Origin of the sequence: Aliiroseovarius subalbicans (assembly GCF_022678625.1) — a bacterium.
Lineage (GTDB): Bacteria > Pseudomonadota > Alphaproteobacteria > Rhodobacterales > Rhodobacteraceae > Aliiroseovarius_A > Aliiroseovarius_A subalbicans.
Window position 1 is genome coordinate 102,866 of the sequence record NZ_JALBYQ010000005.1, and the last position, 23,856, is coordinate 126,721.

Here is a 23,856-nt window from a genome sequence, read left to right on the forward strand (position 1 = left end):
ATCCCCAAGCGAAAGAAAACGCCCAAAGCCCTGCCATGAAGGACATGCCATGCGCCTGACCCGCTATTTCCTCCCGGTTCTCAAGGAAAACCCCTCCGAGGCCCAGATCGTCTCGCACCGCCTGATGTTGCGCGCGGGCATGATCAAACAGCAATCCGCCGGGATCTATTCCTGGCTGCCGATGGGCTTCAAGGTGCTGCGCAAGATTGAAAACATCGTGCACGAGGAACAGGAACGCGCGGGTCACATCGCGATCCAGATGCCGATCATCCAAGGGGCTGACCTGTGGCGCGAAAGCGGGCGGTATGACGATTATGGCGAGGAAATGCTGCGCATGAGCGACCGCCACGGCCGTGACATGCTGTTCACGCCCACCGCCGAGGAAATGGTCACCGACATCTTCCGCGCGCATGTGAATTCCTACAAGGACCTGCCGCTGACGCTGTATCAAATCCAGTGGAAATTCCGCGACGAAATCCGCCCGCGTTTCGGCGTGATGCGGGGCCGCGAATTCTACATGAAAGACGGCTACAACTTTGATTTGACAAAAGAAGATGCGCTGCACGCCTACAATCGCCACCTGGTCAGCTACCTGCGCACCTATGAGCGGATGGGGCTTCAGGCGATCCCGATGCGCGCGGATTCAGGTCCCATCGGCGGCGACGACACGCATGAATTCCTGGTGCTGGCCGAAACCGGCGAGAGCGAGGTTTTTTATGACAGCGCGGTGACCGATCTGACCTTTGGTGATCGTGACATCGACTATGACAGCGTTGAGCAATGCCAGGCGGTTTTGGAGGAGTTCACCTCGAAATACGCCCGCACGGATGAGACCCACGACGAGGCAAAGTTCAACGAACTCCCAAAAGAGCGTCGCCGCGTGGCGCGCGGGATCGAGGTGGGCCAGATCTTCTATTTCGGCACCAAGTATTCCGACGCGATGGGCGCCACGGTGGTCGACAAGGACCAGAAACAGGTGCCGGTGCACATGGGATCGCACGGGATCGGCGTCAGCCGCCTGCTGGGCGCGATCATCGAAGCGTCGCATGATGACAAGGGCATCATCTGGCCCGAAGGCGTGACTCCGTTCCATTGCGGCATCGTGAACCTGAAACAGGGCGATGAGGAGGCCGATGCGGCCTGTGAAACCCTCTATGCCGCACTGGAAGCCGCTGGGCTTGAGCCGCTATACGACGACCGCAACGAACGCGCGGGCGGCAAGTTCGCGACGATGGACCTGATCGGTCTGCCGTGGCGCATCACTGTCGGTCCGCGCGGCCTGAAAAACGGCGTGGTCGAACTGACATGCCGGCGCAGCGGCGAAAGCGAAGAGTTGGCGCCGGAGGCCGCCGTGGCCAAGGTCGTAGATATCTATGCGAACCTGTAAGGCTGATTTTCGCTGAGAAAACAGGGGCGTGGGCGGTCAACTTGACGCCCGCGCCCTTTCTTTTCATGCTGTGGGAAACACCGGAAAGGTAACAGGCATGTATTCGTTGAACGAGGTCGCGCAATGATCCGTGCGCTCACTCTGGCCGGTGGCTTGGCGGGGGCCGTGTCCCTGTCGCAATTCCCCGAGTTTTCGCAGCAATATCTGCAGCGGCTGGCGGGGGCGGTGGACGAATTGAAGGTCGTCGTTGCCGCGTTTGACACGTCGGCCAAAGGCTTCGGCCTGTCGCGCGACGAAGCGCTGGCGCAGATGGGCGGCACCACGTTCCAGAACAAGCTGCGCGATGACATGCAGGGCAATCTGACGCGATTTAAACAGCTGAATGCAGATTATCAGGCGCTGTCGGGCACGATTCCGCTGGAACGCCTGACCATGGTCTGGCGCATGCGCGATAGCGACCTGGCCTTGCGCACCTGGGACGATTTTCGCCCCGCCATTCCGGTGACAAGCGACGGGTTGATCTGCGCCGGGATTGGGTTTGTCGGTGGCTGGCTGCTGCTGTCAGGCTTGCTGGGGCTGCTGGCGCGTCCGTTTCGCCGAAAAGCCGCGTCGGCGGCGTGATTGTTCGAAAAAGACAAAAAGCGCGCTCCAGAAAGCCAGAAAATGCTCTGAAATGTTCGATATGTTAGCTGCGCGGTCCAATCACGCGGTTCACGTGACCCATTTTCCGACCTGGTTTCACCTCGGCCTTGCCATAGAGATGCAGCGCCGCAGAGGTGTCGCGCGCCAGCTCTGGCACCCGGTCCATATCGTCGCCGATCAGGTTCTCCATCACCACGTCCAACTGCCGTGATCCGTCGCCCAAGGGCCAGCCCGCGACCGCGCGGATGTGCTGTTCGAATTGGTCCACAACGCAGCCGTCCTGAGTCCAGTGGCCCGAATTGTGCACTCGCGGCGCGATCTCGTTCACGATCAGGCCTTGCGGCGTGACAAACAGCTCAACCCCCATGACGCCGACATATTCCAGCGCATTCAGGATGCGCCCGGCCAGAAGCACCGCGTCGGTGCGCTGGGCGGCCGTCAGGGTGGCGGGCAGGGTGGTGGTGGCCAGGATGCCATCCTTGTGCACGTTTTCGCCGGGGTCGTAACAGGCGACCTCGCCGCTGAGCCCACGGGCGGCGATCACACTGACCTCATGACTGAAGTCCACGAAGCCTTCCAGCACCGCCGGGGCGCCGGCCATGTCCGCTAGGGCCGCGTCTGCCTGCGCGGCGTCCATGATCCGCGCCTGCCCCTTGCCGTCATAGCCGAAGCGTCGGGTTTTCAGGATCGCGGGAGCGCCGATCGTGTCAAGCGCCGTGGAGAGATCAGCGGCGTTTTCGACGTTGGCGAAAGGCGCGACCGACAGGCCAAGCCCGGACAGGAATTCCTTTTCAACCAACCGGTCCTGGCTGATGCGCAGCGCCTCGCGGTTCGGGCGGATTGGGCGCAGCGCCTCGATCACGTCCAGCGCGTCGGTCGGGATGTTCTCGAACTCATAGGTGACCACATCGACCGAGGCGGCAAAGGCCTTCAGCGCGTCGATGTCGTCATAGCCTGCGGTTGTAACCCTGTCGGCCACGTGCCCCGCGGGCGGGTTGGCACCCGGCTCGAACACATGGGTGCGAAAGCCAAGGCGAGCGGCCGCGACGGACAGCATGCGGCCCAGCTGGCCACCGCCAAGAATGCCGATCACGGCGCCGGTCGGCAGAGCGTCAGTCATCGGAGGGTTCTTCCGGGATCGAGGCGGCCAACGCGTCGCGCCAGGCGTCCAGGCGTAGGGCCAGATCGGCATCCGAAACGGCCAGGATCCCCGCCGCCATCAGGCCCGCGTTCGCAGCCCCTGCAGCGCCGATCGCCATCGTGGCCACCGGGAAGCCCTTGGGCATCTGCACGATGGAATAGAGGCTGTCGACGCCCGACAGCGCGCGCGTCTGCACCGGCACGCCCACCACCGGCACGCGGGTCTTCGACGCCATCATGCCCGGCAGGTGCGCCGCGCCACCGGCGCCCGCAATGATCACGTGCAACCCACGATCTGCGGCGGATTTTCCGTAAGCCCAAAGCCGGTCCGGGGTGCGGTGCGCCGAGACGATCTTGGTCTCATAGGCCACGCCCAGCTCGTCCAACACATTGGCGGCTTCCTTCATCGTGGGCCAGTCCGACTGGCTGCCCATGATGATGCCCACTTTCACGTTTGTCATGATGTCCTCGCCTCTTTGAGGCTCGCTTTATAAGGGCCTCAGCCGCTCACGCAATGATATCCGGCGTCAGCTTGTCCTCGATCGCCGCGATCTTGTCTTTCAGGGACAGCTTTTGCTTTTTCAACCGGCGCAATCGCAGTTGATCGGCACGCCCCATTTCCTCAAGCGCCGCGATGGCGTCATCCAGATCACGGTGCTCACGGCGAAAAACCTCAAGCTCGACGCGCAATACGTCGTCGGTTTTCATTTCTTCGGCTTTGCTCATGGCTGAGTCGGTATCCCCAAGGTTGTCCGCAACCTAACGCCCTGAAGGCGCTGCGCCAAGAGGCGAGGGGGGTTGCACGACCCATCCAGCGCCCCCATATTTTCCTAACGCGGGTTGCCGAATGCGGGGCCCGCCCCTCGATGTCGCTTGGCAAAAGGACGTGTCGATGACGAAAATGACTTTAGGCTCCACCCCGTTTCTTCTGGGGTTTGAGCAGCTGGAACGCATGGTCGAACAGGCCGCGAAGGGTCAGGATGGCTACCCCCCGTTCAACATCGAACAGGTGAGCGAGCGTGGGTATCGCATTTCCCTGGCCGTGGCCGGGTTTGGCGATGATGACCTGTCGATCACGGTTGAGGATCACAAGCTGGTTGTGCGCGGTCGCCAACCCGAGGCGGACGCGAACCGCGTGTTCCTGCATCGTGGCATTGCCGGGCGGCAGTTTCAGAAAAGCTTTGTTCTGGCTGATGGGGTCGATGTCAGCGGGGCGACGACCGAAAACGGGTTGCTCCATATCGACCTGGAACGCGCCGAGCCCGAACGGGTGGTGCAAACGATCCAGATCAACAAGGCGTGAGCGCGCGCGCAAATGACCCTGCGCGCCCCCATGTCAGTGAGGAAGGAGAGCACGATGGATGCAAAATATGAAAACCTGCCGGACCACGCGGAACGCATCGTGTATGTCCGGCCTGTGAAACCCGAGGACCTGCCCGAAGAGATGCGGGCCGAGGTTGAGGGTGTTGACCGCCTCTATGCGGTGCACAACGAGGACGGCGAGCGGCTGGCCCTTGTTCAGGGGCGGCGGTTGGCCTTTGCTCTGGCGCGTCAGCATGATCTGGCCCCAGTGAACGTTCACTGAAAAAGCGACGCCCCCCGTCAGGGGCGAACAGCGGCGCGTTTCACGCAGGCTGCGCAGGCGAGGTTGGCTTGCGCGCGTGTTCGCCCGTCAACGCGGGCATCCTGAAGGTTTGCGGCGTCCGCCAACGGGGTGGCAAGGGCGCGTAGCCCCGGCACCTCAACCACTGGCAGGTCCGCGCGCGCGAAACTTCCTGATAGCCAGATATCATCCACCGTCCAGGCCGCGTTTGGCGGGGTCTGCGCGATGGCATCCAGATGATCGGGTCGGATCATCACGCCGGCAAACCCCTGCGCGATGGTGACGCCCGGCAGGCCCACGCGGCTGCCGTCGAAGGTGGCGCCCGCCAGCACCGTGTCCGGCCCTTGTGCCACACGGGCATCCAGAAATCCCTGCGCCCAGCCGGGGGCATAGTCCCAATCATCGTCACAATAGAGCAGATCGACGGGCTGCCCAGCCAACAGACGCGCGACACACAGGACCTTGCCTGCCGGGCCGGGGTCATGGTCCGGTCTCAGAACTTCCACCCCCGCAATATCCGGAGGCGCGTGGCTACCGGGAAAACGTCGGTAGCGTTTCGGCAGCGTCAGAAAGATGCGATCTGGTGGTCGGGTCTGGGCGTTCAAGGCGGCAATCACGCGCGGCAGTTGCGCGAAACGCGGCGGGATCGAGGTCAGGGAAATGACAAGCATTCAGGGCGTCACGATGATCTTACCCCGCACATCGCCCCTGCCAATCCGGGCCAGCGCGGCGGGGGTTTCGGACAGGGAATAGCTTTGGTCGATCACCGGGGTCAGATCCCCGTCCCGAACCATATCCTGCAACCGGTCCGTGACAGCCGTGTCCGGGTGATGCAGCAGCATTTCAAGCCGCCGGTCACCCCGGTTCAGTGCCCACCCGGTCAGGCCAAGCCGGAAGGCCAGGACGAACGACCCACCAACAAAGATGAACCGCCCCCCCGGTGCCAGCGCCTGGCGATAGGCGCGCGGCCGGTTTTTGGCGACGTTGTCCAGGATCACATCCCAGACCTCGCCCATTTCAGTGAAATCGGTGCGCTGATAATCAATCACCGCGTCCGCGCCCAAATCGCGCAGCATCTCAAGCTTGTCGCCCCGATCTATGCAGGTCACATGCGCGCCCGCCGCTTTCGCGATTTGCACGCCCAGCGTGCCGACCCCACCGCCTGCACCGTTTATCAGCACCCGTGCGCCCTTACGCAGCCCACCTTGACGCAACCCCTGAAGCGCAAGCCCGCCAGCCTGAGGCAAAGCCGCGCCCTGATCGAAGGGCAGGGTGAGCGGGGACAGCGCGTCAGCGGGCGCTTTCACAAATTCAGCAAAGCCGCCCCAATTTGCGTGGCTGATGTCGCCAAACACGCGGTCACCGGGGGCGAAACGAGTAACACCCGGACCAACCGCGACAACCTCACCTGCCACGTCGCAACCCAAGATCGGGTGCGGCGGGCGGCGTGGACCTTCGAGACGCAGCACCAAGGGGCGCCCGCGCAACTTGTCCCAATCCCAGGAATTCACAGAACAGGCGCGCACCCGCAGCACGATCTCACCCGCCTCAGGTGTCGGTTCGGGCAGGTCAACAAGCTGCAGAACCTCGGGTCCGCCATATCGTGTGTAGCGCATCGCTTTCATGGGGGCAGTATAGCACGAAAAAGGCCGGGGTGGATGCCCCGGCCTTGTCGCGGTGTCTCAGGTCTGTCAGGCAGATCAGCCTTTGATCAGTCCCATGCTTTCCAGCTTCAACAGAACCTGGTGGGCACAGTTGTCGACTTCGACGTTTTGCGTTTCGACCGACAGCTCGGGGTCGGCTGGCACATCGTAAGGGTCAGAAATCCCTGTGAATTCCTTGATTTTGCCTTCACGCGCCAGCTTGTACAGCCCCTTGCGGTCGCGCCGTTCGCATTCCTCGATCGACGTGGCCACGTGCACTTCGATGAAGGCACCAAACGCTTCGATATCTTCACGCACCGCGCGGCGGGTCGAGGCATAGGGCGCGATCGGCGCACAGATGGCGATGCCACCGTTCTTGGTGATTTCCGAGGCGACATACCCGATGCGGCGGATGTTCAGGTCGCGGTGCTCTTTCGAGAAGCCCAGTTCCGACGACAGGTTCTTACGCACGATGTCACCATCCAGAAGCGTCACGGGACGCCCGCCCATTTCCATCAGCTTGACCATCAGAGCGTTGGCGATGGTGGATTTGCCCGAGCCCGAGAAGCCGGTGAAGAACACGGTGAAGCCTTGCTCGGCGCGCGGCGGCTTGGTCTTGCGCAGTTCTTCCACCACGGTCGGGAACGAGAACCATTCCGGGATCTCCAGGCCTTCGGACAGGCGGCGGCGCAGTTCGGTGCCCGAGATGTTCAGGATCGTCACGTCGTCCTTGTCGGTGATCTCATCGGCCGGTTCATACTGGGCGCGGTCCTGCACATAGACCATGTGTTTGAAGTCGACCATTTCGATGCCCATTTCGTCCTGATGCTCGCGGAACAGGTCCTGCGCGTCATAGGGGCCATAGAAATCGTCACCGGCCGAGTTCTTGCCGGGGCCGGCGTGGTCGCGACCGACGATGAAATGGGTGCAGCCGTGGTTGGCGCGGATCAGACCGTGCCAGACGGCTTCGCGCGGGCCGGCCATGCGCATCGCCAGGTTCAGAAGGCTCATCGAGGTGGTCGCCTGCGGGTATTGGTCCAGAACGGCCTCATAGCAGCGCACGCGGGTGAAATGGTCGATGTCGCCCGGTTTGGTCATGCCCACGACGGGGTGGATCAGCAGGTTGGCCTGCGCTTCTTTCGCGGCACGGAAGGTCAGTTCCTGGTGCGCGCGATGCAGCGGGTTGCGGGTCTGGAACGCGACAATGCGGCGCCAGCCCAGCTTGCGGAAATAGCTGCGCAGTTCGTTCGGTGTGTCGCGACGGCCGCGGAAATCATAATGCACGGGCTGTTGAATGCCGGTAACCGGCCCGCCCAGATACACTTTGCCCGCGTGGTTATGCAGGTAATTCACCGCCGGATGCGCGTCGTCATCGGCGCCAAAGACCTTTTCGGCCTCGCGCGATTTGTTCGGCACCCAGTTGTCGCTGACCGTCATCGTGGCCAGAATCACGCCTTCCTGATCGCGCAGGGCGATGTCCTGCCCGTCTTCCAGATCGGCGGCAAAGTCTTCGGACACGTCCAGCGTGATCGGCATCGGCCAAAGCGACCCGTCGGCCAGGCGCATGTTCTCGACGACGCCGTTGTAATCCTCTTCCGACAGAAAGCCCTTGAGCGGGTTGAAGCCCCCGTTCATCAAAAGCTCCAGATCGCAGATCTGACGCGGGGTCAGGTCCCAGCTGACCAGGTCGGCGGCTTCGACCTTCAGCTTTTGCGCGCTTTCATAGGAAACGAAAAGCTCCGGGATCGGAGCGAGGTTGGGCAACATCATAATCAGGGCCTTTTCACTGTCTGCTCATGGGGCATTCGCCCCGTTTTGACGCGCGTGTAGACCCCAAATATGGCGAAAGTCTAGCGACAGGAGGTTTCTTTTCGATAAATCCCGGGAATGAGGCGAAAATGCCAGCCCACGAAGGGCGCCCGTCGCAACGGATGCCCCTCTGATCGCACGATGCGCCGAGTCAGTCGTCTTGCTCGGCGATGAAGTGTTCTGCCTCAAGCGCCGCCATGCAGCCCATGCCGGCTGAAGTTACCGCCTGGCGGTACTTGTGGTCGGTCAGATCGCCCGCGGCGAACACCCCTGGGATCGAGGTGGCGGTGCTGTCGGGTTTGGTCACGACATAGCCGCCCATGTGCGTGTCCAGCACGTCCTTGACCAATTCATTCGCAGGCGCGTGGCCAATTGCAATGAACACGCCCTTGGCCGGAATTTCGGTGATCTCGCCGGTTTTCACGTGTTTGGCGCGCACACCGGTCACGCCCAAGGGCATGTCGTCGCCCACGACTTCTTCCAACTGATGATCCCACAGCGGCTCGATCTTTTCGTTCTTCATCAGCCGGTTGATCAGGATCTTTTCCGCGCGCAGCTCATCACGGCGGTGGATCAGCGTCACTTTCGATGCGAAGTTGGTCAGGAACAGCGCCTCTTCGACAGCAGTGTTGCCGCCACCGACAACGACGATTTCCTGCCCGCGATAGAAGAAGCCGTCACAAGTGGCACAGGCGGACACGCCGAAGCCCTTGAATTTTTCTTCGCTGGGCAGGCCCAGCCACTTGGCGCGGGCCCCGGTCGCCAGGATCACCGTATCGGCGGTATAGAGTGTGCCACTGTCACCTTTGGCGGTGAAAGGGCGTTTCGACAGATCAAGGTCTAAAATGATGTCGCCGATGATCTCGGTGCCCATCGCGCGGGCGTGCTCTTCCATCTTGATCATCAGGTCAGGACCCTGCACCTCGGTATAGCCGGGGTAGTTTTCGACATCGGTCGTCGTGGTCAACTGCCCGCCCGGCTCCATGCCCTGCACCAGGATCGGCTCCAGCATGGCGCGGCTGGCATAGACACCGGCGGTATATCCGGCAGGGCCGGAACCGATGATGAGAACTTTGGTGTGGCGCGTGTCGGACATCGGCTTTCCCCCGGTCAAGAATTCGTTGAAAAGGATATAGGCACGACAGGCGAGGGGGGAAAGCCCCCGATTTGTCTCAGGCGAAAACCTCTGCTTCGGAAATGATGTTGCGCAGTTGCGAAATATTATTGCGCGTTCGTGCGCACGGCGGTAAAGTTCGCGCAACTTTGACAGGGATACCCGATGCCGACCAGCAAACTTGATCCGATCGACCGCATGATTCTGGCTGAACTTCAGGCCGATGGGCGCATGACGAATGTCGAGCTGGCCAAACGCGTTGGCATTTCCGCACCGCCCTGCCTGCGCCGGGTGCGCACACTGGAAGAAGCCGGATACATTCGCGGTTACCACGCCGAGGTGGACGCGCGTGCGCTGGGCTTTGAGGTTCAGGTCTTCGCCATGGTCGGTTTGCAAAGCCAGGCCGAAGCGGACCTGAGCGCTTTTGAAGAGAAATGCCGCGGCTGGTCACTGGTCCGCGAATGCCACATGCTGAACGGCGAGGTGGATTTCATCCTGAAATGCGTGGCGCCGGACCTGTCGACATTCCAGACGTTTTTAACCGAAGAGCTGACCTCGGCCGAGAATGTGGCAAGCGTGAAGACATCCCTTGTCATCCGCGACGCCAAGGATGACCCAGGCGTGCCGTTCGATGTGCTTGAGGCGCGGCTGGCGGAAGCGCCCTGATCGCGAAACGGCCGCTCTGAAAAGGTAAAACCGCCCCGAAGGGCGGCTTAGCGTACGTTTCAGCGCTTTTCGCAAACAAATGTCAGCGCGGAGGCTGTAAGGCCCGACAAGCGGCCTCAGGCGGCGCGGGCACGGTCCTTTGCATTCGACTTCCAGGTGCTTCGACGTTTGCCGCGCGCCCAAGGAAGGTCAACGGTGTCCGTGTTAGCTTCCACAATCCATTTCATCCAGCGCTTCGTTTTCATCTCTGCCTCATTCGCCCGTTGGGGCTGTTGTTTGTTTTGTTGAGGATCAAGCTAGAGTTGGATTCGGGCGTCGATTTGACGATGAAACAGGTTTTCGGAAAGTTTTAGGAAATTGGTCAACGTTTTCTCGGAGCCTTTAAAACAAGGCGTCCGGAAACAAAGCCAGTGTCAGAAAGGTCATTGTTTCCGAAAATCGGGCGCGAATGCGGCAGGGTTTCGCCCCATCCTTGCCCGAATTCCACCGTTCAGGTGGTGCTCACGCCCGCCGTTGACCCCGGCATATTTCGCAGCGCAAAAAAATGATCCCGCAAAGCCCGAAAAGCGCGCAACCCGGAAAACCTATAACCGGATTGCGGATATCAGTCGGCCATAGTCGGCTTCCTTGTCATGCACCGAGCGGCGATAGGAATAAAACCGATCCCGGTCCGAATAAGTGCAATGGCGAACCCATTCGGTATGTCCTACCCCGGCTTCGCGCAGCTTGAACTGGCCGAACGCGGGCAGATCGAACTGCATACGGTCGCCATCACCCCCGGCAAAAAACCGATCAAAGTCGCGGTCGGTATCCACGAAACGCTCGAAGAACTCCGGACCGACCTCATAAGCGGTTTGCGAAATCGTCGGGCCGATCACGGCGGTGATCCCCGCGCGGGTGGCGCCAAGGTCGACCATTGCGGCCACGGTCGCCTCAAGAACGCCATCCAGCGCGCCCTGCCAACCGGCATGGGCCGCCCCGATGACCCCTGCGGCGGGGTCGGAAAACAGCACAGGCTGGCAATCGGCGGTCAGGATGCTCAAGGCCAGCCCCGGCGTCGCCGTCACCACCGCGTCGGCGCGTGGCTTGTCCGCTGTCGGCCCATCGGCCACGACCACGTCGGCCGAATGAACCTGGTAGACCCCGATCAGCGCGTCGGGCGCCACGCCCATCGCGTCGGCCACGCGGGTGCGGTTGATCGCGACCATCTCGGCCTGATCCTGCGATCCCGCGCCGCAATTCAGCCCGGCATAGACGCCGGACGACGCGCCGCCCTTGCGGGTGAAGAACCCGTGGCGGGTGTGGGACAGGGAGTCCGAGGTGATGGCGTCAAGGCTCATGAGGTCAATCCCGGCAGCGGCGGCGATCCGGCCCGAGTCAACCCGAGCACTTTGAAGAGCGTCCCCATTTCGTCGGGATGCGTCAAGCGGCGATGGGCGGCGACATGGTCCGACAGCGCCGCACCGCTGAGCCGGTTGGCAAGCGCCTGCGCCCGCTCGGTGATGCCCAGACGCTCCAGGAACATGCCTTGCGGGGTCAGGCGCGAATGGGTCAGGGGTGCGGCAGCTTCGGCCAGCGCCTCGAAATCGACATGTGCCGTCAGGTCGGCCTCTCCGGGCGCGGCCAGCGGGTCGGCGGTCTTGTGCCCCGACATGGCCTGCAACGTATCGCCCAGCGATCGCCAATCGCCATAGTCAATTACCAGCGCAGCACCGCCATGCGCTGCAATCCGTTCTGTGATGGCAGAAAGAATGCCGGTTGCGGCGGGGCAGATTTCGACCAGGTCACCGGGGCGGGTGTCTTCCATCCGGTGGGCCAGGGCAGGCACCTCCACGGGCGCGCTCAAGCCAAAGACAAGCACGCCATCCCGCGCGCCCACTTGGCGTTCGCGCCAGCTTGCCGCGTCGCGCACGAACTGGCGCACGGGCAGGGCGTCGAAAAACTCGTTCGCGACCAGAAACAATGGCGCCTCGGGCAGTGCCTTGGGACTGTCGACATAGGTGATGTCGTAGGGGGAAAGCGCCTCACGTTGCACCTTGCGCAAGGTGGGCGAGGCTTCGATCAGGTGCAGCGAGAGGCCTGCATGAAACCCCGGCACAGCTGCGGTCGCGCGCAGGACGTCGGCCATCAGCGTGCCACGCCCGGGGCCAAGCTCGGCCAGGGTGAACGGCGTCGGCGCGCCTTGATCCAGCCAGGCCTGCGCCAGGGCCAGACCCAGAAGCTCTCCGAACATTTGCGAGATTTCTGGCGCGGTGGTGAAATCCCCGGCAGCCCCCAGCGGATCGCGTGTGGTGTAGTAGCCGTGGGTGGGATGCAGCAGGCATTCGGCCATGAAATCAGCCCCCGACAGGGGGCCGTTGGTAGCAATTCGGTCCAGCAGAAGGTCGCGCAACGCCGTCATGACCGGCGCGCCCAGAGAAGCGTGGCAATTCCGATCGCCACCATCGGAAGGGACAGGATCTGCCCCATCGTCAGCCCGGCTTCCCCTAGCCGCATCACATGGCCCAGCGGGTTGTCGGGGGTAATGTATTGCCCGTCGGCCTGGCGGAAAAACTCGATCACGAACCGCGCGGCGCCGTAGCCGAGAAAGAACAGCCCTGTGAGCATGCCGGGCCGCTTCAGCCAGCCGCGCTTCCAGGCCAGAACCAGCAGAACCGCGCCCAGCACCAGCCCCTCAAGCAGCGCTTCGTACAGCTGCGAGGGGTGGCGCGCGCAGGGGCTTGCGAAGCCCGGGCAGTATTGCGCGGCCTCGCCGGGAAAGATCACACCCCAGGGTGAAAGGGTGGGGCGCCCCCAAAGCTCGGCATTGATGAAATTCGCCACCCGGACCAGAAACAACCCCGCCGGCGCGGCAATGGCCAGAAGGTCGGCGACCGAGGGCGTGAGTAGCCCATGGCGGCGCGAATACAGCCAGACAGCGGCGATCACCCCCAGAAATCCGCCATGAAAGCTCATCCCACCCAGCCAGACCTTGGGGATGTCCAGCGGATGGGCCAGGTAGTGGCCGGGCTGATAGAACAGCACGAAGCCCAGCCGACCGCCCAGGATGATGCCCAGGATGATCCAGGTCGACATGTCCTCAAGCTGGTCGCGGGTCATCGGAGGGCCATCGCGCCACAGCTCCAACTGGCGCAAAGACCGTGCGATGATCCACCAGCCGATGACAATTCCGACGATATAGCCGACCGCATACCAGCGCAGCGAAAAGCCGATGCCTGGGATGGTGAAGATCTCGGGCGAGATGTTGGGGAAGGGGATCGCGAACAACATGCGTCTTCCTGACCCTGCCGGGCGGGGCAAGTCAACCTTGTGATTTGCACGTTTGCCCCCCATATAGGCCTCAACAGATCAAGGAGACCCAGATGCAGACGCGCAACAAGGTTCTGGACGACATTTCGCAGCTGATGACAAACGCGATGGGCGTGGCCCAGGGCGCCAAGGACGAAGCCGAGACCGCAATGAAAGGCTTTGTCGATCGTTGGTTGGCCGACCGTGACTTCGTGACGCGCGAAGAATTCGACGCGGTGCGCCTGATGGCGCAGAAAGCCCGCGAAGAGAACGAGGTGCTGAAAGCGCGCCTGGACGCGCTTGAGGCTGACAAGGACTGAGCGCGAAAGCACCACTTTTCCCTCGCCGCGGTAAGGCCCCTTGACGGGGTGAGTGCACGCACGCGAAAATACCCGTCAAGTCGGCACCAGACCCGAGGGTAGTATGTACAAACAGGCGTTTGCCGCGATTTTCGCGGGCTTTTTTCTTATCATTGCAGCAGCTGACGCGGCCCAGGCCGCCGGCTGCGCCCAACCGACCGAGGCCGCGACGCTGATGGCCGAGGCCGGAAACGAGATGAATGCGGTGCGTGGCACCCAGGGCCGACACGCCTTGGCACGCAGCGCGCGGTTGGACGCGATTGCGCAGGCGCACGCCTGCTGGATGGCGCAAACCGGCACGTTCTCTCATATCGGCAACGGCAGATCGAAACCGATGCGTCGGGCGAAACGCGGTGGCTATTGCACACGCTTCATCGCGGAAAACATCGCGATGGGGCAACGCAGCGGCGGCGCGGTTGTCGAGACCTGGATGGCGTCCGACGGTCACCGTCGCAACATCCTTTTGGGTAAAACCCGCGAATACGGCGTCGGCCTGTCGATACTGGGCGGGAAACCGGCTTGGGTGATGGTTTATGCCAAGCCTTGCTAATCTGGTTCGGGCGTTTGGCTTTCTGCTTGCGCTGAGCTTTGTACATGGTGTTGCGCAGGCCGAGACCTGCGCAACACCCGCAAATGCCGACGCTCAACTGACGGATATGAGCCTTGCGCTGAACGCATTGCGCGGCGCCAAGCAACGCGCCGCATTATCACATGAAATGGCGCTGGACCGCGCGGCGCAGGCCCATGCCTGTGACGTGGCAAGCGCCAGTGTGGCAGGCATCGAATGGGCAGAGGGACCGGATATCGAGACCCGCGCCCGCGCCGCCGGTTTCGAACCTTGCCAGGCAGAGCAGATCCAGGCGATTGGCCCGGCCTATGGCGGCGATGCGATGGCGTTTTGGTGGGGGGAACGTGGCGGGCGCAAAGCGATGCTTGACCGAGCCAGCACCAGTTTCGGGCTAGGTGCCGCACTGGCCGGGCGCACCCCGATCTGGGTGCTGGTATTCGCCCGCGCCTGTCCCGCAGACTGAGGTTTTGACCTATTTCAGGATTGGCGGACGATCGGGGTTCATCCCTGGCGCGCTGCCCGGCGTGATCTCTTGCGCATCATTGGACTCGGGTACCGGTAGGTCGAACCGCAACCCGACGCGCAACAGCGTCGCGGTCACCGGATCGTCCTCGGCGAAGAACCCCACATCCATCTGCCCGGCCTCGATACCCGAAAAGGTCAGCGCCTCGTTTGCGGCCCCCGCCAGGGCGGCCTCGGCGCCCGGCACCGGGTTGACGAAGCCCAGTAGATGCCCGCGCCGCCCATCCGAAAACGTCACTCCGGACAGGCAGGCACAGGCTGCAAGCCCGCCCGCGCTGGCCAGTTTCGCGTCCAGCCCGGTGATCAGCGCCTCAGGCAGGCCGGTGGGCGCGCTCAGTTCGGAAATCCGTGCTTCGACCTCTTCGGGACCCCGGCCCAGCGTGTTTGCCAGCCAATCCATCGCCTCGGCCGGGATCAGGATCGAGGACGGCGCAACGCCAAGATTCACCCCAAGACCGACGTTCTGCCCCGCCAGCATGCCGGCGATCACCCGGCCGGGCAGGGCGGCATAGGGCGCGGGCGCTCCGACAAATTCGGCCAGCCGCTCTTCGCGGTCGAACACAAGGACAAAGCTGTCCGCTTCCAGCTCGAACATTTCGGGTGAGATGTCGTCGCCCTTGGCCTCTTCAGTCAGCAGAAGGAACAATTCGCCATCCGCAAGGCGTTCATAAAACCGAAGCCTAGCGGCGTCGTCTTCCAGATCGGCCTGCATGGCCGTGTGGGCGATATCCAGTTTCGTGTCGGTCATTGCAATACCTCGGCGATGCGGCGGCGAAGCTCGGGCAACAAATTGGCCTCGAACCACGGGTTTTTCTTCAGCCATCCCGTATTGCGCCAGGACGGATGAGGCAAGGGGAACACGCGCGGCGCATGGTCTCGCCAGGCGGCGACGTTGTCTGTAACAGATGCGCGATTTCGCAGATGCCAGGCCTGCGCATGGCCCCCGACCAACAAGGTCAGAGCCACATCGACCAGGGCGTCATCCACCCGTGCGCCCCAGGTGTCCGCGCACAGTTTTGGCGGCGGCAGGTCCGAGCCTCTGGCGTCATAGCCGGGAAAGCAGAACGCCATCGGGGTGATGGCGATGCGGTCGCGGTCATAGAATGCGTCACGCTCCAGCCCCATCCAATCGCGCAACCGGTCACCTGATCGGTCGTTGAAGGGCAGGCCGGTGTCATGCACCCGCATTCCCGGCGCCTGACCGATCACCCGAATGCGGGCGCCGGGGCGGAACCAGGCGACGGGGCGCGGTACATGTGCGGTGCGCGTGGCCGCGAAACGGGCAGCACACAGGCGGCAGGCAGAGATGTCGTCACTTAGCATGGCGGCAAACTAGACGATCATGCCCCGCGCGTCGCCCGCATTCATTTCGATAATTTTCGAAATAATTCTTGCGCCACTCTTTTATTTCGATATTTCTAGAAACATGAAACACGAATCCCCCCTTGCCGATCCCCTGAGCCCGGAGGTCGCCGCCAGCACCTTCGCCGCCCTGGGCAGCGAACAACGCCTGGACGTGCTGCGCACCCTGGTGCGCGCCGGGCCCGAGGGCTTGAGCATCGGTGAGCTGGGCCAGCGCTGCGGCGTGACCGGCTCCACCCTGACCCATCACATGAAAATCCTCGCTGCCGCCAAGCTGGTCAGCCAGGAAAAGCAGGGCCGCTCGATCATCTGTGTGGCCGCCGACATCCAGGTCATGCAGTCGCTGACCGACTACCTTCTGAACGAATGCTGCGCTGATTGCGCGCCCGAAAAGGCTCATAACCATGGCTGACACGACCCAAACCGCCCCGAAATCCTGGAAAATCGACAAGGCCTGGGTGGCAATCCTGCTGATCCCGGTGATCGTCGCGATCTTTGATGCGGCCGAGGTCTGGCCAATGCTGACCTTCGCCGCCGGGGCCATCGGCCACACCGGCATTTTCATCATCTTCGCGGTGCTCGCGGTGGCCTATATGAAGGCAACCGGGGCGGAAAACCTTCTGGCCAAGGCCTTCGAAGGGCGCGAGACGCACATGATCTTCATGGCGGCCCTGATGGGGGGCATTTCGCCCTTCTGCTCCTGCGAGGTCATTCCCTTCATCGCGGCCCTTCTGGCCGTGGGGGCGCCCTTGTCGGCGGTCATGGCCTTCTGGTTGGCCTCGCCCCTGATGGACCCTGCCATGTTCCTGATCACGGCGGGCACGCTGGGGTATCCCTTCGCCATCGCCAAGACCCTGGCGGCGGTGTCTCTGGGCCTGTTCGGCGGCTTCATGGTGAAAACCTTCGCGAAATCAGTGATTTTCGCCGATCCGTTGAAGAATGCCCCGGTGAAAAGCTGCTGTTCGTCCTCCTGCGGCGATGACAAGCCCTTTGCTGGTCAGACCGTGTGGAAGTTCTGGCCCCACGAAGACCGCCGCGTGACCTTCCGCGAAACGGTGGTTGAGAACGTGCTGTTCCTGGGGAAATGGCTGCTGCTGGCCTACATGATCGAGGCGCTGATGCTGCGCTATATCCCCGCCGACCTGGTGGCCCAGGTGTTGGGCGGGCAGGGGATCGGCCCGATCCTTCTAGGCGCTCTGGTGGGCATGCCCGCCTACCTGAACGGCTATGCCGCCGTGCCGATGGTGGATGCGCTTTTGGGCCAAGGCATGTCCAACGGCGCGGCCATGTCCTTTGTGCTTGCTGGCGGTGTCAGTTGCATCCCCGCAGCCATCGCGGTTTGGGCGCTGGTCAAGCCGCGCGTCTTCGCGGCCTACCTTGGATTGGCGCTTGTTGGCGCAATCATCGCGGGTTTTACATGGAATCTTGTCGCTTGAAGCGGTGACATCTTGCCCAGGCTGCCCTGTTCCAGTATCCCGGCGGAAACGTTGGACTTAGGGACGGGGCACACACATGTATCGTGTATGGAACTTCATCACCGCTTATTCGATTCTGCTGATCGGGGGGGCGTTGCTGGCCCTGATCTGGGCGAATATCGATGCGCATTCCTACCACCACTTTGTGGAATACCCGCTGTGGTTCAACTCGATCATCGGGGTGGACATCGGCCACTGGACCCATGCCTATGGCGAAGCCGCGCACCATTATGAGGTCGGGGACGTCGAAAAGGTCCTGACCCTTCACTACCTGGTGAACGACGCGCTCATGGCGCTGTTCTTCTTCATCGCGGGCAAGGAAGTCTGGGAGGCCGTGATCCTCAAAAACGGCAGCCTGCGTGGCAAGAAAGCGGCGACGCCACTGTTCGCCACAGCCGGAGGCATGTTCGGGCCGATCGCGGTCTACCTTGGTTTGGCGGCTCTGCTGGGGTCGGACGTTTATGACGCCGTCGCCCGCGGCTGGGCGATCCCGACCGCAACCGACATCGCGTTCAGCTACCTTGTCGGTCGGCTCGTGTTCGGCGCGGGCCACCCCGCCGTGCGGTTCCTGCTGCTTCTGGCCATTGCCGATGACGCGGCGGGGCTGGTCATCCTTGCCATCTTCTACCCGTCCGGTGAGCTGGCGGTGGAATGGCTGGGGCTGGCCGTCGTGTCCACGCTGGCCGCGTATTTCTTCTTCAACTGGCTGCCGCGCCGCTTGGATCGTGGCGACCAGGCCCGTCCCCGGTCCACCTGGATGCGCCAGAAACTGGGGTTTTGGCCCTATCTGGCCCTGGGTGCTGTGGGCTGGTTCGGCTTCGTACAATCGGGCATCCACCCGGCGCTGGGTCTTTTGCCGATTATTCCGGCAATCCCCCACGCCGACCGCGCCTTCGGCTTCTTCGCCGAGGCCGAGAAATACCTGCACGACATCCTCAACGAGATGGAACACAAGCTGGCCGTGCCGGTCGAGGTAGTGCTGTTCTTCTTCGGCCTTTTGAACGCGGGGGTCGAGTTCAACTCGATTAGTGAACCGACCTGGCTGGTGCTGGCCGGTCTGATCATCGGCAAACCGGTGGGTATCCTGCTGTTTGGCTGGTTCGCGGCCTATCCGCTGCGCCTGGGTCTGCCACAGGGCATGCGCACGCTGGACCTGATCGTGATCGGCTTTGTCGCCGCGATCGGCTTTACCGTGTCGCTGTTCGTGGCCTCGGTGGCCTTCGAGGCCGGACCGGTGCAGGATGCCGCCAAGATGGGCGCATTGTTCAGCTTTGGCGCTGTGTTCTTGTCCTTCATCGCCGGCAAATTGTTGCGGGTTGAGAAACAAGACACCTGAAGAAAGGCCGTTTCGGGGGCGATTGTCCCCGAAACGGCAACAAATTCCCGCCACATTTGGCCGCAATTTCCCTCAAACTACCCTCAAACCATTGTGTTTGGGGGGTTTCATCCGACATAATGGTGCCCAAATGAGCCTCTAAGCTCATCGTTAACGAAGCTCGGTTAAGAGCGATGAGGCAAAAGTTGCAGTGTCGGGGCGTGTGAATGCTCGAATTCATCAATGTCAGCAAGTCCTATTGGACCGGCAAACAGCGCAAGGTCATCCTTGACCGGGCGTCGTTTCGCGTGGAGCTGGGAAATTCGATGGGGATCCTGGCGCCGAACGGGACCGGCAAAAGCACGATCGTAAGCATGATGGCGGGGTTGGAGAAGCCTGACGAGGGCGAAATCCGCCGCACCTGCCGGGTCTCATTCCCGCTGGGTTTCATGGGTGGAGTGATCCCGAAACTGTCCGCCAAGGAAAACGCCCGCTATGTCGCGCGGCTTTACGGGCTGGACCCGGATTACCTTGAGGCGTTTACCCGCTGGCTCTGCGGGCTTGAGGAATACTACGATTTCCCGGTTGGCACCTATTCACAGGGCATGAAGGCGCGGTTCACCTTCTCGCTTTTGCTGGCACTGGAGTTTGACATCTATCTGATCGACGAAGGCATGCCGCAAACCACGGATGCCGAGTTTAACCGCAAGGCCGGTGACGTGCTGCGCCAGCGGTTGGAAAATGCTACCGTCATCGTCGTGTCGCACCAGGCGCAGACGCTTGAGAAATTCTGTCGATCCGCCGCAGTGCTGCGCGATGGCCAACTCTATCAATTTGACACCTTGGAAGAAGCGAAACAGCTGTATGACTACGAAACCCAAGGCTAAGAAATTCCGCATCCGGCGCTCGACGTCTGCGGGGAACTCGGGCGAACAGCCCGGGCGTCGGGCCGCGTCTGCGCCCGCCCCGACCGCCGCACCCACACCGAAACGCCCGACCGCCGCCGGTGTGGCCGGAGGCGAACGCCCGCAGCCGCAACAACCGCAACAACCACGCCAGCTGAACCCGATGGAAGAGGCCGCACTTGCCGGGCATGAAGACGGGTTTACCGGAACGTTCAACCAGGCCGCGACCGCCCGCGAAGGCGTGGTCGAAAGCGCGGCCGAAGTGGCCGCTGAAGACGAGATTGCGGCAATCCGACAAGAGGGGCTGACCGGACGACAGCTGCGTATGGCGCGGCGCGTGGCGCAGAAACACGGGCTTCCGGCAACGTCGGATTTTGACGCGGTGCGCCTGTTGCGTCGTGCTGGGATCGACCCGTTCCAACGCGCGACGATGCTGGAACTTGTGTCCGCCGATGGACCGCCGGCTGGAGAAGCATTTGCGCAACTGCCGCAAACCGTACCGCAACAGCCGCAGACGTTGCCCTCGACCAATGTGATGGACGCCGCCGCGCGCGCCAAATCGGTGATGGAAATCCAGTTGGATATCGCCCGCCGCCGCCGCAAGAAAATGGTGCTGCTGTTGACGCGGCTGGCCTTTTTCGTGCTGTTGCCGACGCTGCTGGCGGGCTACTACTACTATGCTGTTGCCACGCCGATGTATGCGACCAAGTCCGAGTTCGTGATCCAGCAGGCCGACAGCCAGGGCTCGGGCGGCCTGGGTGGCCTGTTTGCGGGCACCGGGCTCGCGTCCTCCCAGGACAGCATCACGGTGCAAAGCTATCTGACATCGCGTGAGGCGATGCTGCGGTTGGACAGCGACGTGGGCTTCAAGAACCATTTCAGCGCGGATGGGATCGACCCGATCCAGCGGCTGGACAGTGAAGCATCCAACGAGGCCGCCTTCAAGCTCTACAAGCGCAACGTGAAAATCGGCTTCGACCCGACCGAAGGCATCATCAAGATGGAAGTTATCGCCGCCAGTGCCGCGCAATCGGCGCTCTATAGTGAAGAGCTGATCAGATATGCCGAGGAACGGGTGGACAACCTGACCCAACGCAAGCGCGAAGATCAGATGCAGGGCGCGCGCGAAAGCTATGAAGAAGCCGAGGCAAAGATGCTGGCGGCTCAGGCCGAGGTGTTGCGTCTGCAAGAAGAGATGGGGGTTTTCGATGCCAATACCGAAAGTGGCGCGATCATGACCCAGATCACCAGCTTCGAGACCGAACTGTTGAACAAACAGCTCGCCCTGGACCAATTGCTGTCGAACCCGCGTCCGAACCAAGCGCGTGTGGACGGCATCAAGGGCGACATCTCGCGGCTTGAAGCCACGGTGGCGGAGTTGCGCGCGAAGCTGACTGAAAACACCGGTGGCTCCGGATCGCTGGCGTCGATCAGCGGCCAGCTTCTGATCGCACAGACCAACATGCAGACCCGCACACTTCTGATGCAACAGGCGCTGCAACAGCTGGAAACGGCGCGGATCGAAGCGAACAAGCAGACCCGGTATCTGTCGATGGGTGTGACCCCGGTCGCCCCCGATGACCCGACCTATCCGCGTGCCTTTGAAAACACCTTGTTGGCGTTCCTGATCTTCTCGGGCATCTACCTGATGGCATCGCTGACGGCATCGATTCTGCGCGAACAGGTTTCGGCCTGATGCAGGTGGTCGATATCGGCGGGGTGCGGATCGGCAACGATCTGCCCCTGACCGTGATCGCCGGGCCTTGCCAACTTGAAGGGCTGGACCACGCCCTGAACATCGCCAAACAGATGGCCGAGATCTGCGCCGAACAGGGGTTGGGCTATGTCTTCAAGGCCTCGTTCGACAAGGCGAACCGCACATCGCAGAGCGGGCAACGTGGACCGGGGATGGAGGCGGGCCTTGCCATGCTGGGCGAGGTCAAGGCGCGGCTGGGCCTGCCGGTTCTGACCGACGTGCACCAACCCGACCAATGCGCCCCGGTGGCCGAGGTGGTCGACGTGTTGCAAATCCCCGCCTTCCTGTGTCGCCAGACCGACCTGTTGGTCGCCGCCGGGAAAACCGGCGCTGCGGTGAATATCAAGAAGGGGCAGTTCCTGGCCCCCTGGGACATGGCGCATGTGACCGACAAGGTCGCAGGTACCGGGAACGAGAGGATCCTGCTGACCGAACGCGGCACCAGTTTTGGCTACAACACGCTTGTCACAGACATGCGTGGCTTGCCGCAGATGGCGCGCGCGGGTCACCCGGTGATCATGGATGCCACCCATGCGGTGCAAATGCCGGGCGGGCAGGGCGAGACCTCGGACGGCCAACGCGAATTTGCCCCGGCTCTGGCGCGCGCGGCGGTGTCGCTTGGCATTGCCGGCGTGTTCCTGGAAACCCACCCGGATCCAGACGCCGCCCCCTCGGACGGGCCGAACATGGTCGCGCTTTCGGACATGGCCCGTGTGATCGCCGATCTGGCCGCCTTCGATGCCGTCGCCAAGGCACGACCATTTCGCCTGTAGCTGTCGCCACACCACCCTTTTCCCGACGGTGCACCGGCGCTACACTCCTCGCAATCAAACCGGGGATTTTCATGTCACTTTTCCGTCTGCTCGCGTTGCTTTTTTGCCTGACACTGCCTTTTTCGCCCGTGCAGGCGCAGGACGGCACCATTACAACCGAAACCGGCACCGCACAGGCCGAGGTCGACGCCGCCATGGCCACCCGCATTCGAGAGATCATGGGCGAATTGGACGGGTTCACGGATGTCACCGTGATGGTGAACGAAGGGGTCGTGACCCTGCGCGGCACCACGCTGGAGACCACCGGCTATGACGAGCTGAGCGACCTTGTCGGGCGGGTCAACGGGGTCGTGGCGATCCAGAACGAGGTGAGTGTCTCGACCGATATCACCAAACGCCTGACCCCGGCGATGGAGCGGTTCTGGACCCGCATCAAACAGGGCACGGCCTATCTGCCGCTGGTCATGGTCGGGTTTTTCGCCTTCGGCGCGGTGGTCTTCGCAGGCTTCCTTGTCGCGCGGATGAAAGAACCCTGGAACACGCTGGCCCCTAACGCCTTCGTCGCTGACATCTACCGCGTATTGATCCGCCTGGCCTTCGTGGTCGCGGGCATCGTCGTGGCGTTGGACATCCTGGGCGCGACTGCACTTTTGTCCACCATCATGGGGGCGGCCGGTATTATCGGCTTGGCGCTGGGCTTTGCCGTGCGAGACACGGTAGAGAACTTCATTGCGAGCCTTCTGCTGTCGATCCGCCAGCCGTTTCGCCCCAACGACACGATCGAAATCGCCGGGGATGTGGGCAAGGTGATCCGCCTGACCAGCCGCGCCACCATACTGCTCAGCTTCGATGGCAACCACATCCGCATCCCGAACGCGACGGTCTTTAAAAGCCGCATCATCAATTACACCCGCAACCGCGAACGCCGGTTCCAGTTCACTATGCATCTTGACGCAGACGCGAATGTCGCCGTCGCGCAGGATCGTGGCTTGGAGCGGCTGGCGGGTTTGCCCTTCGTCCTGGACGCTCCGGGGCCGTCTGTCTGGATCGACAAGGTGGACGGTGGTGGTGTGACGCTGTGCTTTTCCGGTTGGATCGACCAACACCACAGCAATTTCGACCACGCCCGCGGCGAGGCGATGCGCCTGGTCAAGGACGCGTTGGATAAGCCCGCACGCAAAGGCGCCAAACCGCCCCAGGCACGCGACGTATCCCCCGAGCCGGACACAGACGCCGAAAAGGTGCTGACCCAACTGGCAGAGGAAGACCGCGAAGCCAACAAGGAAAGCGACCTGCTGACCGCGGACGGTGCGGACGAATAGCGCCTCAAGCGGCCCTCGCAAATTCGAACAGGTTTGTCGCTTTTTAGGCTTGCAGCCGCGCACGGCTTTGAGTAGGAAAGCCCGCACAGTTGGGATGTAGCCAAGTGGTAAGGCAACTGTTTTTGGTACAGTGTACCGTAGGTTCGAATCCTACCATCCCAGCCACACACTTCCCTGATTTCAGACGCCGAGAGTTTGCCGTGGTAA

27 protein-coding genes and 1 tRNA gene are annotated in these 23,856 nt (G+C 62.4%); 16 read left to right on the top strand and 12 right to left on the bottom strand.

The window, feature by feature from the left end; all coding sequences use genetic code 11:
• Nucleotides 1–49 precede the first annotated feature (49 nt).
• Both proS and MN188_RS15415 read left to right on the top strand, forming a co-directional pair.
• Nucleotides 50–1,387, top strand: coding sequence for a proline--tRNA ligase (gene proS / locus MN188_RS15410; RefSeq protein ID WP_242110136.1), 1,338 nt, complete (start codon nucleotides 50–52; stop codon nucleotides 1,385–1,387).
• Nucleotides 1,388–1,510: 123 nt separating this feature from the next.
• Nucleotides 1,511–2,008: a DUF2937 family protein gene (locus tag MN188_RS15415; protein WP_242110137.1), complete on the top strand. Its 498-nt coding sequence runs from the start codon at nucleotides 1,511–1,513 to the stop codon at nucleotides 2,006–2,008.
• 64 nt (nucleotides 2,009–2,072) lie between these two features.
• Here the strand turns inward: MN188_RS15415 and MN188_RS15420 are convergent, their stop codons facing one another.
• From MN188_RS15420 to MN188_RS15430, 3 genes are read right to left on the bottom strand one after another with little or no spacing between them, the layout of a single operon-like run.
• Nucleotides 2,073–3,149, bottom strand: coding sequence for a 5-(carboxyamino)imidazole ribonucleotide synthase (locus MN188_RS15420; protein ID WP_242110138.1), 1,077 nt, complete (start codon nucleotides 3,147–3,149; stop codon nucleotides 2,073–2,075).
• Nucleotides 3,142–3,630, bottom strand: a complete 489-nt coding sequence (purE, locus tag MN188_RS15425) for a 5-(carboxyamino)imidazole ribonucleotide mutase (protein WP_242110139.1) — start codon at nucleotides 3,628–3,630, stop codon at nucleotides 3,142–3,144. Before purE ends, MN188_RS15420 begins: the two co-directional genes overlap by 8 nt.
• Nucleotides 3,631–3,676: 46 nt before the next feature.
• On the bottom strand, nucleotides 3,677–3,895 hold the full coding sequence (locus MN188_RS15430) for a YdcH family protein (RefSeq protein ID WP_242110140.1): 219 nt from the start codon (nucleotides 3,893–3,895) through the stop codon (nucleotides 3,677–3,679).
• A 166-nt stretch (nucleotides 3,896–4,061) separates the two neighbouring features.
• Here MN188_RS15430 and MN188_RS15435 point away from each other — a divergent pair, with 166 nt between their 5' ends.
• Nucleotides 4,062–4,472, top strand: coding sequence for an Hsp20 family protein (locus MN188_RS15435; RefSeq protein WP_242110142.1), 411 nt, complete (start codon nucleotides 4,062–4,064; stop codon nucleotides 4,470–4,472).
• 54 nt (nucleotides 4,473–4,526) lie between these two features.
• Nucleotides 4,527–4,754 (top strand): DUF1150 family protein, encoded by a 228-nt coding sequence (locus MN188_RS15440; RefSeq protein ID WP_242110143.1) that lies wholly within the window; start codon nucleotides 4,527–4,529, stop codon nucleotides 4,752–4,754.
• A gap of 17 nt (nucleotides 4,755–4,771) precedes the next feature.
• On the opposite strand, the gene MN188_RS15445 is transcribed toward MN188_RS15440, so the two are convergent.
• The 4 genes from MN188_RS15445 to trxB all read right to left on the bottom strand — a co-directional run bounded on the left by MN188_RS15445 (nucleotide 4,772) and on the right by trxB (nucleotide 9,320).
• The gene (locus tag MN188_RS15445; protein ID WP_242110144.1) at nucleotides 4,772–5,443 is read right to left on the bottom strand and encodes a hypothetical protein; all 672 of its coding nucleotides are present in this window, start codon (nucleotides 5,441–5,443) and stop codon (nucleotides 4,772–4,774) included.
• Nucleotides 5,444–6,388, bottom strand: coding sequence for an NAD(P)-dependent alcohol dehydrogenase (locus MN188_RS15450; RefSeq protein ID WP_242110145.1), 945 nt, complete (start codon nucleotides 6,386–6,388; stop codon nucleotides 5,444–5,446).
• An 84-nt stretch (nucleotides 6,389–6,472) separates the two neighbouring features.
• Entirely contained in the window at nucleotides 6,473–8,185 is a 1,713-nt protein-coding gene (locus MN188_RS15455) for a bifunctional sulfate adenylyltransferase/adenylylsulfate kinase (protein ID WP_242110146.1), read from the bottom strand.
• A 190-nt stretch (nucleotides 8,186–8,375) separates the two neighbouring features.
• The gene (gene trxB / locus MN188_RS15460) at nucleotides 8,376–9,320 is read right to left on the bottom strand and encodes a thioredoxin-disulfide reductase (RefSeq protein ID WP_242110147.1); all 945 of its coding nucleotides are present in this window, start codon (nucleotides 9,318–9,320) and stop codon (nucleotides 8,376–8,378) included.
• A 183-nt stretch (nucleotides 9,321–9,503) separates the two neighbouring features.
• Between trxB and MN188_RS15465 the strand changes: the two genes are divergently transcribed.
• Entirely contained in the window at nucleotides 9,504–10,004 is a 501-nt protein-coding gene (locus tag MN188_RS15465) for an Lrp/AsnC family transcriptional regulator (protein WP_242110148.1), read from the top strand.
• Between the two features lie 584 nt (nucleotides 10,005–10,588).
• Here the strand turns inward: MN188_RS15465 and pgeF are convergent.
• Genes pgeF through lgt form a run of 3 tightly spaced genes read right to left on the bottom strand, consistent with a single transcriptional unit; the run spans nucleotide 10,589 to nucleotide 13,274 of the window.
• Nucleotides 10,589–11,344: a peptidoglycan editing factor PgeF gene (gene pgeF, locus MN188_RS15470; RefSeq protein ID WP_242110149.1), complete on the bottom strand. Its 756-nt coding sequence runs from the start codon at nucleotides 11,342–11,344 to the stop codon at nucleotides 10,589–10,591.
• Nucleotides 11,341–12,405, bottom strand: a complete 1,065-nt coding sequence (locus MN188_RS15475; RefSeq protein ID WP_242110150.1) for a class I SAM-dependent methyltransferase — start codon at nucleotides 12,403–12,405, stop codon at nucleotides 11,341–11,343. The genes pgeF and MN188_RS15475 overlap by 4 nt, the downstream gene beginning before the upstream one ends.
• Nucleotides 12,402–13,274 (bottom strand): prolipoprotein diacylglyceryl transferase, encoded by an 873-nt coding sequence (gene lgt / locus MN188_RS15480; protein WP_242110152.1) that lies wholly within the window; start codon nucleotides 13,272–13,274, stop codon nucleotides 12,402–12,404. Before lgt ends, MN188_RS15475 begins: the two co-directional genes overlap by 4 nt.
• A 92-nt stretch (nucleotides 13,275–13,366) precedes the next feature.
• On the opposite strand from lgt, the gene MN188_RS15485 reads away from it, so the two are divergent.
• The 3 genes from MN188_RS15485 to MN188_RS15495 all read left to right on the top strand — a co-directional run bounded on the left by MN188_RS15485 (nucleotide 13,367) and on the right by MN188_RS15495 (nucleotide 14,682).
• Complete coding sequence (locus tag MN188_RS15485; protein ID WP_242110154.1) at nucleotides 13,367–13,612, top strand: accessory factor UbiK family protein; 246 nt, start codon at nucleotides 13,367–13,369, stop codon at nucleotides 13,610–13,612.
• Between the two features lie 103 nt (nucleotides 13,613–13,715).
• Nucleotides 13,716–14,201 carry a CAP domain-containing protein gene (locus tag MN188_RS15490; RefSeq protein ID WP_242110157.1) on the top strand — a complete coding sequence of 162 codons (486 nt, stop codon included), beginning with the start codon at nucleotides 13,716–13,718 and terminating at the stop codon, nucleotides 14,199–14,201.
• The gene (locus tag MN188_RS15495) at nucleotides 14,185–14,682 is read left to right on the top strand and encodes a CAP domain-containing protein (protein ID WP_242110159.1); all 498 of its coding nucleotides are present in this window, start codon (nucleotides 14,185–14,187) and stop codon (nucleotides 14,680–14,682) included. The genes MN188_RS15490 and MN188_RS15495 overlap by 17 nt, the downstream gene beginning before the upstream one ends.
• 9 nt (nucleotides 14,683–14,691) lie before the next feature.
• On the opposite strand, the gene MN188_RS15500 is transcribed toward MN188_RS15495, so the two are convergent.
• On the bottom strand, nucleotides 14,692–15,489 hold the full coding sequence (locus MN188_RS15500; RefSeq protein WP_242110160.1) for an SseB family protein: 798 nt from the start codon (nucleotides 15,487–15,489) through the stop codon (nucleotides 14,692–14,694).
• The gene (locus tag MN188_RS15505) at nucleotides 15,486–16,064 is read right to left on the bottom strand and encodes a uracil-DNA glycosylase family protein (protein WP_242110162.1); all 579 of its coding nucleotides are present in this window, start codon (nucleotides 16,062–16,064) and stop codon (nucleotides 15,486–15,488) included. Before MN188_RS15505 ends, MN188_RS15500 begins: the two co-directional genes overlap by 4 nt.
• Before the next feature lie 103 nt (nucleotides 16,065–16,167).
• Between MN188_RS15505 and MN188_RS15510 the strand changes: the two genes are divergently transcribed.
• The 8 genes from MN188_RS15510 (at nucleotide 16,168) to MN188_RS15545 (ending at nucleotide 23,814) form a co-directional block, all read left to right on the top strand.
• Complete coding sequence (locus tag MN188_RS15510) at nucleotides 16,168–16,515, top strand: ArsR/SmtB family transcription factor (RefSeq protein ID WP_242110163.1); 348 nt, start codon at nucleotides 16,168–16,170, stop codon at nucleotides 16,513–16,515.
• Nucleotides 16,508–17,539, top strand: a complete 1,032-nt coding sequence (locus MN188_RS15515; protein WP_242110165.1) for a permease — start codon at nucleotides 16,508–16,510, stop codon at nucleotides 17,537–17,539. The genes MN188_RS15510 and MN188_RS15515 overlap by 8 nt, the downstream gene beginning before the upstream one ends.
• A 76-nt stretch (nucleotides 17,540–17,615) precedes the next feature.
• A complete protein-coding gene (locus tag MN188_RS15520; RefSeq protein WP_242110166.1) occupies nucleotides 17,616–18,914 on the top strand; it encodes a Na+/H+ antiporter NhaA in 1,299 nt (432 codons plus the stop codon).
• Nucleotides 18,915–19,120: 206 nt separating this feature from the next.
• Nucleotides 19,121–19,780 carry an ABC transporter ATP-binding protein gene (locus MN188_RS15525; RefSeq protein WP_242110167.1) on the top strand — a complete coding sequence of 220 codons (660 nt, stop codon included), beginning with the start codon at nucleotides 19,121–19,123 and terminating at the stop codon, nucleotides 19,778–19,780.
• Nucleotides 19,758–21,494 carry a KpsE/RkpR family capsule polysaccharide export protein gene (locus tag MN188_RS15530; RefSeq protein WP_242110168.1) on the top strand — a complete coding sequence of 579 codons (1,737 nt, stop codon included), beginning with the start codon at nucleotides 19,758–19,760 and terminating at the stop codon, nucleotides 21,492–21,494. The genes MN188_RS15525 and MN188_RS15530 overlap by 23 nt, the downstream gene beginning before the upstream one ends.
• Nucleotides 21,494–22,327: a 3-deoxy-8-phosphooctulonate synthase gene (gene kdsA, locus MN188_RS15535; protein WP_242110169.1), complete on the top strand. Its 834-nt coding sequence runs from the start codon at nucleotides 21,494–21,496 to the stop codon at nucleotides 22,325–22,327. Before MN188_RS15530 ends, kdsA begins: the two co-directional genes overlap by 1 nt.
• Nucleotides 22,328–22,398: 71 nt before the next feature.
• Nucleotides 22,399–23,649 carry a mechanosensitive ion channel domain-containing protein gene (locus tag MN188_RS15540; protein WP_242110170.1) on the top strand — a complete coding sequence of 417 codons (1,251 nt, stop codon included), beginning with the start codon at nucleotides 22,399–22,401 and terminating at the stop codon, nucleotides 23,647–23,649.
• 90 nt (nucleotides 23,650–23,739) lie between these two features.
• Nucleotides 23,740–23,814: transfer RNA gene (locus tag MN188_RS15545), tRNA-Gln, on the top strand.
• Nucleotides 23,815–23,856 lie beyond the last annotated feature (42 nt).

Bases quoted from the DNA above. Each gene is read 5' to 3' on its own strand.
- proS (WP_242110136.1), top strand. From the start codon at position 50: ATGCGCCTGACCCGCTATTTCCTCCCGGTTCTCAAGGAAAACCCCTCC.
- MN188_RS15415 (WP_242110137.1), top strand. From the start codon at position 1,511: ATGATCCGTGCGCTCACTCTGGCCGGTGGCTTGGCGGGGGCCGTGTCC.
- MN188_RS15420 (WP_242110138.1), bottom strand. From the start codon at position 3,149: ATGACTGACGCTCTGCCGACCGGCGCCGTGATCGGCATTCTTGGCGGT.
- purE (WP_242110139.1), bottom strand. From the start codon at position 3,630: ATGACAAACGTGAAAGTGGGCATCATCATGGGCAGCCAGTCGGACTGG.
- MN188_RS15430 (WP_242110140.1), bottom strand. From the start codon at position 3,895: ATGAGCAAAGCCGAAGAAATGAAAACCGACGACGTATTGCGCGTCGAG.
- MN188_RS15435 (WP_242110142.1), top strand. From the start codon at position 4,062: ATGACGAAAATGACTTTAGGCTCCACCCCGTTTCTTCTGGGGTTTGAG.
- MN188_RS15440 (WP_242110143.1), top strand. From the start codon at position 4,527: ATGGATGCAAAATATGAAAACCTGCCGGACCACGCGGAACGCATCGTG.
- MN188_RS15445 (WP_242110144.1), bottom strand. From the start codon at position 5,443: ATGCTTGTCATTTCCCTGACCTCGATCCCGCCGCGTTTCGCGCAACTG.
- MN188_RS15450 (WP_242110145.1), bottom strand. From the start codon at position 6,388: ATGCGCTACACACGATATGGCGGACCCGAGGTTCTGCAGCTTGTTGAC.
- MN188_RS15455 (WP_242110146.1), bottom strand. From the start codon at position 8,185: ATGATGTTGCCCAACCTCGCTCCGATCCCGGAGCTTTTCGTTTCCTAT.
- trxB (WP_242110147.1), bottom strand. From the start codon at position 9,320: ATGTCCGACACGCGCCACACCAAAGTTCTCATCATCGGTTCCGGCCCT.
- MN188_RS15465 (WP_242110148.1), top strand. From the start codon at position 9,504: ATGCCGACCAGCAAACTTGATCCGATCGACCGCATGATTCTGGCTGAA.
- pgeF (WP_242110149.1), bottom strand. From the start codon at position 11,344: ATGAGCCTTGACGCCATCACCTCGGACTCCCTGTCCCACACCCGCCAC.
- MN188_RS15475 (WP_242110150.1), bottom strand. From the start codon at position 12,405: ATGACGGCGTTGCGCGACCTTCTGCTGGACCGAATTGCTACCAACGGC.
- lgt (WP_242110152.1), bottom strand. From the start codon at position 13,274: ATGTTGTTCGCGATCCCCTTCCCCAACATCTCGCCCGAGATCTTCACC.
- MN188_RS15485 (WP_242110154.1), top strand. From the start codon at position 13,367: ATGCAGACGCGCAACAAGGTTCTGGACGACATTTCGCAGCTGATGACA.
- MN188_RS15490 (WP_242110157.1), top strand. From the start codon at position 13,716: ATGTACAAACAGGCGTTTGCCGCGATTTTCGCGGGCTTTTTTCTTATC.
- MN188_RS15495 (WP_242110159.1), top strand. From the start codon at position 14,185: ATGCCAAGCCTTGCTAATCTGGTTCGGGCGTTTGGCTTTCTGCTTGCG.
- MN188_RS15500 (WP_242110160.1), bottom strand. From the start codon at position 15,489: ATGACCGACACGAAACTGGATATCGCCCACACGGCCATGCAGGCCGAT.
- MN188_RS15505 (WP_242110162.1), bottom strand. From the start codon at position 16,064: ATGCTAAGTGACGACATCTCTGCCTGCCGCCTGTGTGCTGCCCGTTTC.
- MN188_RS15510 (WP_242110163.1), top strand. From the start codon at position 16,168: ATGAAACACGAATCCCCCCTTGCCGATCCCCTGAGCCCGGAGGTCGCC.
- MN188_RS15515 (WP_242110165.1), top strand. From the start codon at position 16,508: ATGGCTGACACGACCCAAACCGCCCCGAAATCCTGGAAAATCGACAAG.
- MN188_RS15520 (WP_242110166.1), top strand. From the start codon at position 17,616: ATGTATCGTGTATGGAACTTCATCACCGCTTATTCGATTCTGCTGATC.
- MN188_RS15525 (WP_242110167.1), top strand. From the start codon at position 19,121: ATGCTCGAATTCATCAATGTCAGCAAGTCCTATTGGACCGGCAAACAG.
- MN188_RS15530 (WP_242110168.1), top strand. From the start codon at position 19,758: ATGACTACGAAACCCAAGGCTAAGAAATTCCGCATCCGGCGCTCGACG.
- kdsA (WP_242110169.1), top strand. From the start codon at position 21,494: ATGCAGGTGGTCGATATCGGCGGGGTGCGGATCGGCAACGATCTGCCC.
- MN188_RS15540 (WP_242110170.1), top strand. From the start codon at position 22,399: ATGTCACTTTTCCGTCTGCTCGCGTTGCTTTTTTGCCTGACACTGCCT.